Annotated in this window: 6 protein-coding genes; all 6 read left to right on the top strand. The window is 40.5% G+C overall.

Going from position 1 to position 14,239, the window contains the following annotated elements:
- The first annotated feature begins 1 nt into the window (after position 1).
- The 6 genes from SAE01_RS08595 (at position 2) to SAE01_RS08570 (ending at position 13,967) form a co-directional block, all read left to right on the top strand.
- Entirely contained in the window at positions 2-2,452 is a 2,451-nt protein-coding gene (locus tag SAE01_RS08595) for an ABC transporter permease (RefSeq protein WP_147203339.1), read from the top strand.
- 308 nt (positions 2,453-2,760) lie between these two features.
- The gene (locus SAE01_RS08590; RefSeq protein ID WP_147203338.1) at positions 2,761-5,145 is read left to right on the top strand and encodes an ABC transporter permease; all 2,385 of its coding nucleotides are present in this window, start codon (positions 2,761-2,763) and stop codon (positions 5,143-5,145) included.
- Positions 5,146-5,356: 211 nt separating this feature from the next.
- Positions 5,357-6,037, top strand: coding sequence for a 3-keto-alpha-glucoside-1,2-lyase-like domain-containing protein (locus SAE01_RS08585; protein ID WP_147203337.1), 681 nt, complete (start codon positions 5,357-5,359; stop codon positions 6,035-6,037).
- A gap of 71 nt (positions 6,038-6,108) precedes the next feature.
- Positions 6,109-8,430: an ABC transporter permease gene (locus SAE01_RS08580; RefSeq protein ID WP_170234117.1), complete on the top strand. Its 2,322-nt coding sequence runs from the start codon at positions 6,109-6,111 to the stop codon at positions 8,428-8,430.
- Positions 8,431-8,702: 272 nt separating this feature from the next.
- A complete protein-coding gene (locus SAE01_RS08575) occupies positions 8,703-11,063 on the top strand; it encodes an ABC transporter permease (protein WP_147203335.1) in 2,361 nt (786 codons plus the stop codon).
- A gap of 486 nt (positions 11,064-11,549) precedes the next feature.
- Positions 11,550-13,967, top strand: coding sequence for an ABC transporter permease (locus SAE01_RS08570; RefSeq protein WP_147203334.1), 2,418 nt, complete (start codon positions 11,550-11,552; stop codon positions 13,965-13,967).
- The last annotated feature ends 272 nt before the right edge of the window (positions 13,968-14,239 follow it).

Genomic DNA, 14,239 nt, shown 5'->3' with positions numbered 1-14,239 from the left:
TATGCTAAAAAACTATATCACGATTGCCTTTAGAACGCTTTGGAAGAATAAAGCTTTTACAGCTATTAATGTCTTTGGCCTTGCCATTGGCATCAGTGCTTCTTTGGTTATTTTTCTGCTGGTCAACTATCATCTCAGTTTTGATAAGTTTCAAAAAGATAATGACCGCATTTATCGTGTTGTTTCCAACTTTAGTTTTTCAGGCGAAATCTATCATAACTCAGGTGTTATGGATCCTTTGGCTAATTCTGCCCGGATTGAGCTAACAGGGCTTGATGCAGTTATTCCTTTCCGCACCTGGAACGGGGATGCAAAGGTTTCAATACCTGGTGTAGCAAAGGAGCCGTTGGTACTGAAACACGAAAAAAACATTGTTTTTGCTGACAGCAATTATTTTAACCTGCTCAACTATAACTGGCTGGCCGGTTCATGGAGAAGCTCTTTGAACAATCCGTACAGTGCGGTACTTACTGCCTCAAATGCCAAACGTTTTTTTCCAAACCTCACTCCTACCCAAGCCATCGGCAAACAGGTATATATTGATGATTCAGTAGGTTTAACCGTCACCGGAATTGTACAAGACATCGCTGCAAATACTGATTTCACTTTTAAAACATTTGTTTCTTATGCCACTTTAGAAAAAACCTCTTTAAAACCTCAAAACTGGGACTCGTGGGGATCAACCACCGGCTCGCAGCAATTGTTTTTGAAATTGTCAAAAGGCGCTTCAGTCAAGCAGGTTGAAGATAAGATTGCCGGATTGGTGAAGAAGAACAAGAAAGTCGACGCGGGTGATAATAGTAAGACATGGCATACTCTACAACCATTACAAGACATTCATTTCAATGGCGATTATGGCACTTATGATTTACCCGTTGCAAGTAAAGCGACATTGTACGGTTTACTCGCCGTCGCCGTGTTTTTGTTGTTACTTGGCTGCATCAACTTCATTAATCTAACAACAGCCCAGGCATCGCAACGATCAAAAGAAATCGGCATCCGAAAAACAATGGGTGGGTCGAAACGGCAACTTGTTTTTCAATTCCTCAGCGAAACATTCCTGCTTACATTATTGGCCACAATACTGTCTGTTGCATTCACTCCATTGATCTTGAAAGTATTCTCTGGCTTCATTCCTGAGGGACTGCACATCGATTTACAATCGCAGCCGCTTATCATATTGTTTTTGGTTATCCTTATCGTAACAGTTACCCTGCTGGCCGGCTTTTATCCTTCCCTTGTACTTTCCAAGTTTAAACCTGTTACCGTTTTAAAAAACCAGGTCAATGCCAATACAGGTAAAACGAGGAATGCATGGTTACGAAAGTCATTGACGGTTTCTCAATTTGTTATTGCACAGGTTTTCATCATGGCTACCATGCTGGTAAGCAAGCAGATTTATTATTCGCTCAACAAAGACATGGGCTTTAAGAAAGAGGCTATCGTCTACCTGCAAACAAATTATAATGATACAGTAAAAGCAAACAAGCGAATATTACTCCAAAAGCTGCGAGCTATTCCTGAAATAGCGATGGTAAGCCTTAGCACGAATCCACCGTCGTCAAATAGTACCTGGAGCGGAACTGCAAAATATAAGGATGGAAAAAAAGAGGTGGAAACGGATGTTCAGCAGAAATATGGAGACACCAATTACATTAAACTTTACCAGCTTAAATTGGTCGCTGGCCGTAATCTCGTTCATTCTGATACTGTAAGAGAATTTTTGATCAATGAAACTTATGCTCGAATTCTTGGCTTTCAACAACCACAAAAAGCTGTAGGCAGATACATCGAATGGAGTGACAAGCAAATACCTATTGCTGGTGTCGTGGCAGACTTTAACCAGAAGTCTTTGCACGAACCAATAAAGCCGCTAATGATCGGTAGCTGGGATAATACAGAGCGTACAGTAAACATTGCGCTTCAGCCGCAAAACAGTGCAGGCACAACCTGGAAAACGGGTATAGCAAAAATCGAAAAAGCATTCAAAGAAGTTTATCCTAATGATGATTTCGATTACAAGTTTTTCAATGAGGACATTGCTAAATATTATGAAAGCGAGCAGAACATTTCGAGCTTGTTGACATGGGCTACAGGTCTCGCAATCTTTATTAGTTGTCTTGGCTTACTCGGTTTGGTTATTTACACAACTACGCAACGAACGAAAGAGATCGGCGTAAGAAAAGTATTAGGTGCGTCCGTCTCTCAAATCGTGACACTGATTTCAAAAGATTTTTTAGGGTTGATCATGCTTGCCTTTGTAGTGGCAGTACCGCTGTCGTGGATTGCCATGCATAAGTGGTTAGAAAACTTCGCCTATCGCACAGAGATCAGTTGGTGGATTTTCATTACGGCAGGAGCGGTGATGATAACAACTGCATTTGTTACACTTGGCTTTCAAACTATCAAAGCTGCCATTGCAAACCCGGTGAAGAGTTTAAGAACGGAGTAAGTCTGAACCTGGATTTTGGGGGATTTTTGGATTGTGAGGAAATAGGAGATTTTTTGTTCAAAGCTTAAGAATAGGAATTAAGCTTTCGTACTAATGAACTTGAAGCCCCTTTTCAGGTTGGAGTTTCTCTTGCGGCCCACTCTTGTACTCCTATCGTAATGCAGCACTTGGCAGCAGAAACTAAAGGTGCTAAATGATCTGAATGATGAACGAACTGCGACGCAACGATGCTGCCATAAAAAACAGACGCCCGTAACAAAAGACGTTAAACACAAAACTCAAAACACAAAACTCAAAACTGGCTATTCATGTTTAGAAACTATTTAAAGATTGCATTCCGCAACATGGTTAGGCAAAAAACTTTTGCCATCATTAACCTCGGCGGATTAGCATTGAGCCTGGCTGCAGTTTGGGTGATCGCACTTTTTGTAATGGATGAGTGGAGCTATGACAAGTATCATCTAAAAGCTGAGCGCATTTTTAGGGTCGTTTCTCATGGTCATTGGGGTGAAGAAAAGTTTGATGTTACAGGTACTTCCGGGCTTGCGGCTGCAACTTTTAAAAAGGATTTTCCCGAAGTAGAAGAGGCGGTACGTATTGATAGGGAAGGTGGCGGAGTCATGAATTATGGTGACAAAACGATAAAGGAAGATGCAGTTTTTTTAACCGATCCTTCGTTCTTTTCTGTCTTTACCTATCGTTTTCTTGCAGGTACCGCAAATGCGTTGCGGCAGCCAAATACTATTGTTCTTACCAAAACATTCGCAGCTAAGTTCTTTCCAAATCCACAGGATGCGCTTAACAAAGTAATTTATGTAGACAAAGCTCCAAATGTCGTAACGGGAGTTATTGAAGACGTTCCTTCGCAATCGCATTTTTCGTTCAATGCATTACGTCCCTTTCCTGAAAATTACCAAAGTGACTGGAGCAACATTAGCATCTACACATACCTACTGCTCAAACAAAATGCAGACATCAATTCTTTGCGCTTAAAAATGCCTGCGTTTGTTACAAAGTATCTTACTCAAAATGCCAACGACATTAATTATAATTTGGAGTTGCAGCCTGTTACTTCAATTCATCTGCATTCTCATCTCGCTTACGAATTGGGAGAAAACCACGACATAAAATACGTCTACGTTTTGTCTGTGGTAGGCCTGCTGATCCTCATCATTGCGTTAATTAATTACATCAACATTACAACTGCCCGGGCAGCTGTTCGACTAAGGGAAGTTGCAGTAAGAAAAATAAGCGGCTCAAGCAGAACCAGCCTTGTTAGCCTCTTTCTTACAGAGTCAATAATCACTATTCTTTCCGCTGCAATTATCAGTGTTTTTTTAGTTAGTCTTGCCATGCCTGTCTTTAATTATTTAACCGGGAAGCAACTATCCATCTGGCAGTTTGGCATCGCTACGAGCATTTTATCGTTACTCACATTTTCTCTGGTGGCAGGACTAATTGGTGGCTTATACCCTGCTTTTTTCTTATCCCGCTTTCAACCCATACCGGCTTTAAAAAATCAACTGGGCGATGTAAAGGGACAATCCCTTTTTAGAAAGTCGCTGGTGATGTTTCAGTTTGCAGTAACCGTTGTTATGATAGCTGCCTCGTTTATTATTTACCTGCAGCTGAAATATGTGCGTAACAAAGACCTGGGATTTAATAAAAACCAAATGCTCACCTTCCATATTGATACAAGGAGTGTGAGAGAAAAAGTGCCGGCCATTCGAACTGCATTGTTACAAAACCCGATGATAAAAGCAGTCGCATCTGCAGGTAATCCGATTGGCAATAACGATATTGGTATGATGGATTACAGCGTCGAAAAAAACGGCGTTTTAGATGAACATTCTAACCTTGCTTATGGGCTTACCGTGGATGCTGATTTTATTCCGGCAATGCAAATCAAAGTCTTGGAAGGGCGCAACTTCTCTAACGACTTTTCCTCTGACAGCAACGACGTGGTAGTAAACGAAGCGTTTTTAAAGAGGCAAGGTTGGACGACAGGAATCGGCAAGCGTATATCACGTGGAAAGGATTCAACCGGAAAAGTATTCTTTGCCAATATTATCGGTGTGGTAAAAGACTACCATATCTACTCGTTGCAACACATCATAGATCCTATTGTCATGCAGCTACCCAAAAAAGCCACGGACAGGGATAACATGTACGTGCGGGTGGATGAACGCAACCTTTCGCAATCTTTGGCTTTTATCGAAAACACCTATAAAAAGTTCGATGCTGCTGCCACCTTTAACTATAGCTTTCTGGATAAAAATTTTTCGACACAGTACCAGGCAGAGCAAAGGCAAGGCGAAGTATTGCTTGCATTTACCATTCTTACTATCAGCATTGCCTCTTTAGGTTTGTTTGGTTTGATTACGTTTACTGTTGGCCAACGGGTAAAAGAAATTGGCATACGCAAAACGCTAGGCGCAAGTGTTACCAGCTTGGTTTCTTTGCTAACTGGCAGCTTATTGAAAGTAGTATTGATGGCTATGTTTGTAGCAATTCCCCTTTCATGGCTTGCTATGAACAAATGGCTGCAAGACTTTGCATACCGCATCACCCTTCAATGGTGGATGTTTGTACTGGCAGGAGCGATCGCGGGCATCGTTGCTATTATTACAGTCAGCTTTCAAGCTATTAAAGCAGCAATTGCAAACCCGGTGAAAAGTTTAAGAACGGAGTAGAACCTGGATTTAAGGGATTTTTAAGGATTGGGAGGAAATGAGAGATTTTTTGTAACCAGCTTATGAATAGGAGTGGAGCTTCTGTTGCGTCGCACTCTTGTACTTAAGTAATTAGTATCAGCAATTGCAAGCTAGATAGCAACTGTTCTCCTTGATTTGGAGTTTTGAGTAAAAGGGCTTCAAAAGGTTCGAACTATCAAAATAAAGCGTCATGAAAATTGTCATCATTTCTTTTTGTCTATTGATCCTCGCTACTTGTATTGCGAGCAATTTAAATGCACAGGTAGTCAAGCCCGATCTGCAAAATCTGGCTGGCTTAAAAGTCATCAACCGATCTGCAGAAGCCATCAATGAAGACGGCAAAAAGGCAATTCGCATCAGCGAAGCAGCAAACGAAGGATTTGTTATTTTAAAAGAAATTGACTTTTCAAACGGAACTATTGAGTTCGATGTAAAAGGTAAAAATGTAGTACAGCAAAGCTTTGTTGGCTTTGCATTTCATGGCCAGGATGAGAAGACCTATGACGCTATTTACTTTAGGCCATTCAATTTCGTAAACCCCGATACAGCACGAAGACGCCGCGCAGTTCAATATGTTTCGATGCCAAATTATCCATGGGAGAAATTGCGGGAAACTTTTCCGGGAAAATATGAGAACAAGGTCAATCCTGTTCCAAATCCCGATGGTTGGTTTCACGCAAAAATTACTATAAACGGAAAACGAGTTGCTGTATTTGTAGACAACGCTACAACGCCATCCCTTGAGGTAGAAAAGCTGACAAGTGTATCAAAAGGCGGGGTTGCACTTTGGGTAGGAAATAGTTCAGGGGGAAGTTTTGCAAATTTATCTATTACGAATCTGTCATCTAACACAGGTGCCGGTAACAAATAATTACAACTGTTAATCATACTATGCTTATCAACTATTTTAAATCCGCGATGCGTAGCATCTTAAAAAATAAGATGACTTCCTTCATCAATATTGGCGGCTTAGCCATAGGTATAACAGCAGCAGTACTGATATTATTTTGGGTACAAAACGAATTAAACTTCGATGGGGATCACCCAAATGCGGATCATATTTTCAGGGTTACTACCAGCATTAAAGAGAACAACTGGATTTGGGAGAGCAGCCCTTTGCTTCTTGCTGAAGCTGCAAAAAAACAGGTACCAGAAATTGAAAAAGTTGCAAGGCTTAATACTTCTAACTGGCCGGTATTTAAAATAAATGGAAACCTTGCTTACGAAAAGAAAGTTGCTTATGTGGATGACGATTGGTTCAGCATATTCAATTATAGCTTTCTTGATGGTAATGCAGCCTCTTTTAAACGAGATCCTAACGGCATTATCCTGACTGCCGCTACTGCAGAAAAATATTTTGGTAAAAGCAGTGCATTAGGTGCAACGATTCGAATTGATAGTATGAATTACGAGGTGAAAGGCATAGTAAAAAATGCTCCCTCCAATTCCAGTTTTCAATTTGATGCCTACCTGCCTTTGGCAGCTTTATTAGCTGATCCGAATAGAAAACAAAACGATGAGAACTGGGACAATTTCAATTACATAACTTTTATACAGTTGAGGCCAGGTTCCAATACAAATGCTACAGCAAAAAAGCTTGCGCACATTTTGCCGGGCAATAACGAAGAAGGGACCACTATTTCACTGACGCCGCTAAAAGACATGCATTTTGATACCGAGGTACAATTTTCGTCGTTTGTTCTTGGCAGCAAAAACACTGTATACGTCTTTTCCATACTTGCTTTCTTATTGTTATTAATTGCTTCGATAAATTATGTAAACCTGACAATAGCAAAAGCAAGTCTCAGGGCAAAAGAAGTAAGTGTAAGAAAAATGGTAGGTGCAAAAAGGATTGACCTTTTTTACCAGTTTATTGCAGAATCATTATTAACCAGCCTTATCTCATTATTCATTACACTCGTTCTCATTCGACTGTCTTTGCCGCTTTTTAATAATGTTACCGGAAAAGCTTTTGATTTAGATCTTTCATCTCCAAGTGTATGGCTTGTTATAGGGGTTACACTTTTAGCAGCATTTACGCTTACCAGTATTTACCCTGCATTAATGTTATCTACTTTTAAGCCTTTGAATGTTTTTAGGGGCTTTACTGTTCTTAGAGTAAAAGACACCTATTTCAGGAAAGGTTTGGTTGTAGTACAATTTACTATTTCTGTAATGTTGATTTCCGCAACTATTATCATCTATAGCCAAATGAGATTTGTACAACAAACGAATCCTGGTTATAACCGCTCTCAGGTGCTGTCGTTTCCTTTACCGATGGATATTGATATGAATAAAAAGGAATCATCGGTGCAATCAATAAAGCAGGAATTACTTGGTAAAACGAGTATTCAAAGCGTAACGCTATCAAACCAACCAATCATAAATATTGGAAGTATATCAACGGGTAGCGCCGATTGGAACGGACATGATACGACCTTCAATCCTAAAATCGCCCAGCTATCCACCGATGCCGACTTTCAGAAAACAATGCAATTACAAATGAGGGAAGGCAGGTGGTTGGAGCATGGTAACGAAGCCGATAAAAATAATGTTGTACTAAATGAAACCGCTATAAAGGAGTTAAACATACCACGACCTTATATTGGACAACGCTTCACTTTTAAGGGCAGAACGGGACAAATCGTTGGTATAGTAAAAGACTTTACCTATAAAAGTTTCCACGAAAAGACGGGTCCGCTTGTTGCCTTTACTGATCCTGCCTGGTTTAGCTATTTTACGGTTCGCATTGCCGCAGGAAACGTAACAAAGGCAATAGCTGATGTACAAAGTACCTGGAATAAAACCTTGCCTGGGCGACCACTTGAATACAATTTCTTAGACGATAGTTTTGACAATTTGTATAAAGAAGATCAACAAGCCTCTTTCCTCATATTCCTGCTTGCTATAATTGCCGTTGTAATTTCTTCACTTGGCCTATTCGGCCTGGCTGCCTTTACTGCTGAGCAACGGACAAAAGAAATGGGCATCCGGAAAGTGCTGGGCGCAACCATTGGAAACATCACTGCACTATTGTCAAAAGATTTTGTAAAGCTTGTATGCATTTCAATATTGGTAGCAACGCCAGTGGCCTTTTGGGCAATGCATCAATGGATACAAAGTTTTGCATACCGCATCAACATTACATGGTGGATGTTTGCTGCGGCTGGCCTTCTTGCATTGCTGATTGCGTTACTAACAACATGCTTCCAGGCAATAAAAACAGCATTGGCTAATCCTGTGAAAGCTTTGAGAACGGAATAGTCTGAACCTGGATTTGGAAGGATTTTATGGATTGCGAGGAAACTGTCTGAACAGGAAGTGTGAGATGATTGGGATATGTGGGATAAGACGATATAGATAGAGTGACCGGTTAATGTATATAGTTTGATGTGGAAGATAAAAATGAATGGCAAAGAACTTTTGCGCGGCTCCGTCTGCCTAGAGAATGAGAACCGGGATGAGCCGATACTACAATCAACCAAACTCTAAACAAAAACCTATAACTCAGAACTTTAAACTCGAAACTTTTTCTCATGCTTCAAAACTATCTAAAGATCGCCTGGAGGAATCTCACCAAACACAAGCTGTTTTCATTCATAAATATTTTCGGACTGGCATCAGGTATGACTGTTTGCATGCTGGCAATGATTAAGGTAAAGGATGCTTATGATTACGATACTTTTCATCCAAATTCTGAAAAGAGTTATCGAATCCTTACTAACTTAAACCGTAAGAACGGGGAGCATTTTTTGTGCGCCAGCTCTCCTCTACCATTAGCAACTTATCTAAAAAATAATTACAACGCTGTCGATAAAAGTACAAGCGTATTTTTTTCGCAACGTGAAGTAACCATTGATGAAAAAAAGCTGTCTGCTAAAGAAGCATTTGTTGATGCAGATTTTTATAACATTTTTGGATTTACCTTAAAATCCGGTTCTCCTGCAATAAAGTCCCAAACCGCTGTTCTAACCGCTGAAACTGCTGAGCGTTTTTTTGGAAAGCAAAATCCAATTGGCCATACAATTACTATTGGCAAGTCTGTTGGCTTTATTGTAACCGGCGTACTTTCTAAACCGGCTGGTCCTTCGCACCTTACATTTGATTTGCTCGCATCAACGTCTTCAATTGCCTTGCTGTACCAGGACAGGGCCAACCAGGAATGGAGCGATGAAGCTGCTGCTTATACTTATGTTCAATTAAAACCTTCGGCATCGAAAGAAGTGTTAACGAACATTTTAAAGAACGTTAGTAAACAGGTTAACACAATCATTGCCCCTTCCGGTGAAAGCTTTGCCTTCGATATTCAACCCTTAGATAAAATTTCTCCAGGTAGCATTCCTTTGTACAATATTACCAATGAACCCATCCTTCCTAACTTGGTAATCTTCGGCTTGATTGGCTTTTCTATGCTGTTACTTGCCTTCTTTAATTATGTAAATCTTACCCTTGCCCGCTCGCTAGATCGTGCACGTGAAGTGGGAATACGAAAAGTGGCAGGCGCTTTAAAAAGACATTTGATATTTCAATTTTTAAACGAGTCGGTATTGGTTGCAATATTTGCCTTTTGCCTCGCATATCTACAACTAAGATTAATCAGTTCTTTACCTGCTGTCAATCGCCTTATTGGTAATGCCGCACAAGACAAAGCCCTTTGGCTATATTTTGTTTTGTTTACTATACTAACCGGCCTGTTTGCCGGTTGGATCCCTGCAAAAGTCTTGTCTTCTTTCCAGCCTGTGAGGGTCTTAAAAGGAAAGTTTAATACAAAGTTGTTTGGTGGAGTTGGGTTAAGAAAAACCCTTACTGTTATTCAATTTGCTACGTCTCTTGTTGCAATCGTAACCCTTGTAATTTTCTATCGTCAATCTGTGTACATGGCTACAGCCGATTACGGATTCGAGCGGCAAGGGATTTTGAATATTGACCTTCCAGCTAACTCGTACGAAAAAACAGCAACAGCCTTTTCTACCGTACCAGGAATCGAAGACGTAGCAGCGACGTCGGATCTATTAGGTTTTTCAGGGGGAGATGGCAAATTTATAAAACAAGAGAAGGTAGGCGACTCACTTCATGCGGCATATTTTGCAGTAACTCCATCATTTGTAAAAAGCATGGGAATTGAATTGATTGCCGGAGAAAACCTGCCCAATGCTACATCTGCATCGGGTAGTCGTTTTGCATTGATAAACGAGCAGGCAGTTAGTTCTCTAAAGTTCAAGACGCCTTTTGAAGCTACAGGCAAAACCATATGGTTAAACGACAGTACAAGCTACACTGTCGCAGGCGTTATAAAAGATTTTCATTATGCAAGTTTTTTACGACCCATTAACCCATTGATACTGGTGAATAAGGTGGATGAATTTAGAACGATGAGCGTTAAAGTTGCAAAAGGGGCCGAAGGAACCATTATCCCTAATCTTGAAAAAGCATGGAAAAAGATATATCCAAATCAGCCTTTTAAGGCGGACTGGTTTGATAAGCAATTATACGATCAACACCTGCATAAAGACGATTTGATGTTTATAGGATTGCTAACATTTATGGCGCTTTCTATTGCCTGCCTCGGCCTTTTAGGTATGGTGATTTATACTACAAAAAATAGGGAAAAAGAAGTAGGTATCCGCCGGGTGATGGGTGCTAAAGTTGTGCAGGTAATTGCTACGATTTCGAAAGAGTTTGTTACGTTGCTATTGATATCTGTCTGCATTGGTTTGCCAATAGGGTTCTTTGTGGGCAAGCAGTTTTTACAACAGTATGCTTATCGTATTCCCGTTAACTTCTGGCTACTTGCAGCAAGCGCGTCCGGGCTACTTTTGTTAGGCGCTCTTACCATTGGCTGGCAAACTTATCGAACCGCGTTAACCAATCCCGCTAAGAGCTTGAGAACGGAATAAGTCTGAACCTGGATTTGGAAGGATTTTATGGATTGTGAGGAAAGACGAGATTTTTATGAGCTCAAGTTATTTGTTGGATTAACGCTCGGTAACATCTTGCACTATTAAAGAATTTTATACACTTCTAAAAATTCTCGGAATGCACGCATTGCCACAACTCTTAGTGAAACTTGGAGTCTTTGAGTCTTCGTGGTTCAAATCCTTAATCCTTCTAAGACAATTTATTGCCGCCTCATATAAAATCGTACAACAACTGTCCGTTTTCGTACATCCTAAAATCTTAGTCGAAAACGCAACCCACTAGAAATGAAAAGGTTAGGCGAATGGCATGTTGGTTGGTCTTTTACTGTTAACAACATTTACTTAGGCTGCGCTGGCTGAATAAAGAGTGAAAAGTACTAGTGAGTGACACAACAAAAGCTGACTACAGAAACAGTGCTTGCTACCAAAAAACTACACCTAAACCTATAAGACATAATTCTTCTTATGCTAAAAAATTACCTGAAAACAGCCATCAGAAACTTGCTTCGCTACAAAGGTTTTACAGTAATAAATATTGCGAGCCTTGCCATCGGAATTACAGGTTGCCTTGTCATCGGCCTTTTTGTTTGGGATGAACTGCAGTACGACAAGTTTATTAAGGGCGGTGAAAATATTTACAGAGTTTATAATGTAGGTACAAGTAACGATGTTACCCGCAACCTGGCAAATACACCGCCAATGTATGCAACACATCTTAAGCAAAATTACCCGGAAGTAGAAGGCGCGATGCGAATTTTGATGACTGGATCAAGGATGCTCTTAGAAACGGGAGACAAGTCTAACTATGAAGAGAAAGGAATGGTGGCTGAAGAAAATTTCTTCAGTTTTTTTCCATTAAAGTTTTTAAAGGGAGATATCAATACTGCATTAAAAAATCCTACCGATGTTGTGATAACAGAAGACATAGCTCAACGGTATTTTGGTTCGGTTGATATTATTGATAAGCCACTTTATATTGATAAAGATACTTTCCAGGTGAAGGGCGTGGTTGCGCAATTACCAAAACAATTTCATTTAGATTTTAACTACTTGCTACCTCTTGCCGCCGCTCACTTGCCAAAAGATAGAATGGAAAGATGGAGCTGGCAGCAGTTCTATACTTATGTAAAAGTGAAGCCCGGAACACAAATACAACAATTGGATAGCAAGTTTAAAAAAGCTGTCAATGAGGTGCGTGCTTCAGTTAAGAATGATGACTTTTCTTTTATCCCTTATCTACAATCACTGAAAGACATACACCTGAAATCGTCTGATTTTGTTTATGACAATGCAATACGCGGAAATGAAACTTATGTAAAAGGCCTTACAATTATTGCATTATTTGTACTGGCAATAGCATGCTTCAACTTTATAAACCTGGCTACTGCAAGATCATTTAGACGGGCAAAAGAAATCGGCGTAAGAAAAGTAGTTGGCGCAGAACGCGGGCAACTGGTTTGGCAGTTTACGAGTGAGACAATTTTACTTTCTATTTTCTCCATTCTCATAGCCGTCATCGCTGCACTTTTCCTTGTGCCGGCTATCAATCAATTTACAGAAAAGAACATTAGTTTTAACCCAATTACAAATCCTCTGTTAGGCTTGCTGTTATTGGCAGCAGGCGTTGTAATAGGTGTTCTTGCTGGTATCTATCCAGCCCTTATACTTTCTGGTTTCGAACCTGTAAAAGTATTGAAGGGAATGAAGCCGACCGGTGATAGTTCTAATCATACAGGTTGGCTGAGGCAGGGTTTGGTAATCGTTCAATTTGCACTGTCAGCCCTATTGATCGTGTCGACAACTATAGTGTACAAACAGATAAAGTACCTGCACAATAAAAACCTCGGTTTTGACAAAGACCAGGTATTGGCGTTTCCTGTTAGAGGCGATTTTCAAAGCAAGCTCCAACCATTTTTAAATGAGTTGAAACAGTCGCCTAATATTCTTTCAGCCACTTCAGGCTATGGCTTGCCAGGCGAGCAATTTGCTGGGGATGGAGTAGTTGTGCCAAGCAAAAGTGATAAAGAGCTTTCCACAAGTTTGTTCATTGGTGACTTTGATTATGTAAAGACGCTCGGTTTAAAAATCATAGCTGGTAGAGACTTTTCAAAAGATATGGCAACAGATGCTGAAGAAGGTTTTATCGTAAATGAAACTGCTGTGAGAGAATTCGGTTTTGGTACTCCACAAAAAGCGCTTGGCCAAAGAATCGAGTGGAACAAATGGATACCAGACTCTTTACATCCGGTTAAGAGAGGAAGGGTTATTGGAGTTATAAAAGACTTTCACTACAAAAGCCTGCATGAAAAAGTAGCACCAGCCGTTCTGCAAATTTATTCACCGATCTTATCGAAAGTAGCGGTAAAGGTGCGGCAGGCAGATCTTCAAAACACCCTTGCACACATCGAAAAAGTATGGACCAAATTTGCAACAGGTTATCCCCTTGATTATAAATTCCTCGATGACAACTTCGGTGAAATGTATAAGGCTGAAGATAAGTTAAGCAGCCTGCTTTGGATCTTTACTGTTATGGCGATCGTTGTAGGTTGCATGGGTTTATTTGGCTTAGCCGCATTTAGTGCAGAACAGCGGACAAAAGAAATCGGTATAAGAAAAGTGTTAGGAGCAAGTGTAATCAGTATTGTAACGATGCTTTCAAAAAACTTCTTAAAACCAGTTCTCATTGCATCCCTCATCGCCTTCCCTATAGCCTGGTGGATGATGAACAAATGGCTCGAAGACTTTCCATACCGTGTAAATATAAGTTGGTGGATTTTTGGAATTGCAGCGATTGCAGCGTTGGTCATCGCATTGATTACGGTAAGTTTTCAAACGATAAAGGCTGCGGTAACTAATCCGGTGAAGAGTTTACGGGCGGAGTAAGCCCCGGCCCTAAAGGGAGAAGAGAGCTTTTCGAGCGAGTTTTTGAAACTATATTAAGCTTTTCTTGCTGCCGCCCGACGAGGAGCGATAGCAACGGAAGTCGGGGTTGCATTGAGTACTGAGGTAGCTATCTGAACTGGGATTGTGGCATTGTCGGGATTTGTGGGATAAGTAGAAATACACTATTGATGTGGTAGATATAATGTTTAAAAAATAACTAAAGCACCGCCTCTTCTCCTTTAGGAAAAGAGGAAGGGAGATGAGGCGTATTA

The sequence above is a fragment of the Segetibacter aerophilus genome (genome assembly GCF_007991655.1).
GTDB classification, from domain to species: Bacteria; Bacteroidota; Bacteroidia; order Chitinophagales; family Chitinophagaceae; genus Segetibacter; species Segetibacter aerophilus.
This window is presented reverse-complemented; position numbering and strand designations above follow the sequence as displayed.

What these genes read in the sequence shown, in the direction of transcription:
- SAE01_RS08595 (WP_147203339.1), top strand. Translation starts at nt 2, where the DNA reads ATGCTAAAAAACTATATCACGATTGCCTTTAGAACGCTTTGGAAGAAT.
- SAE01_RS08590 (WP_147203338.1), top strand. Translation starts at nt 2,761, where the DNA reads ATGTTTAGAAACTATTTAAAGATTGCATTCCGCAACATGGTTAGGCAA.
- SAE01_RS08585 (WP_147203337.1), top strand. Translation starts at nt 5,357, where the DNA reads ATGAAAATTGTCATCATTTCTTTTTGTCTATTGATCCTCGCTACTTGT.
- SAE01_RS08580 (WP_170234117.1), top strand. Translation starts at nt 6,109, where the DNA reads ATGACTTCCTTCATCAATATTGGCGGCTTAGCCATAGGTATAACAGCA.
- SAE01_RS08575 (WP_147203335.1), top strand. Translation starts at nt 8,703, where the DNA reads ATGCTTCAAAACTATCTAAAGATCGCCTGGAGGAATCTCACCAAACAC.
- SAE01_RS08570 (WP_147203334.1), top strand. Translation starts at nt 11,550, where the DNA reads ATGCTAAAAAATTACCTGAAAACAGCCATCAGAAACTTGCTTCGCTAC.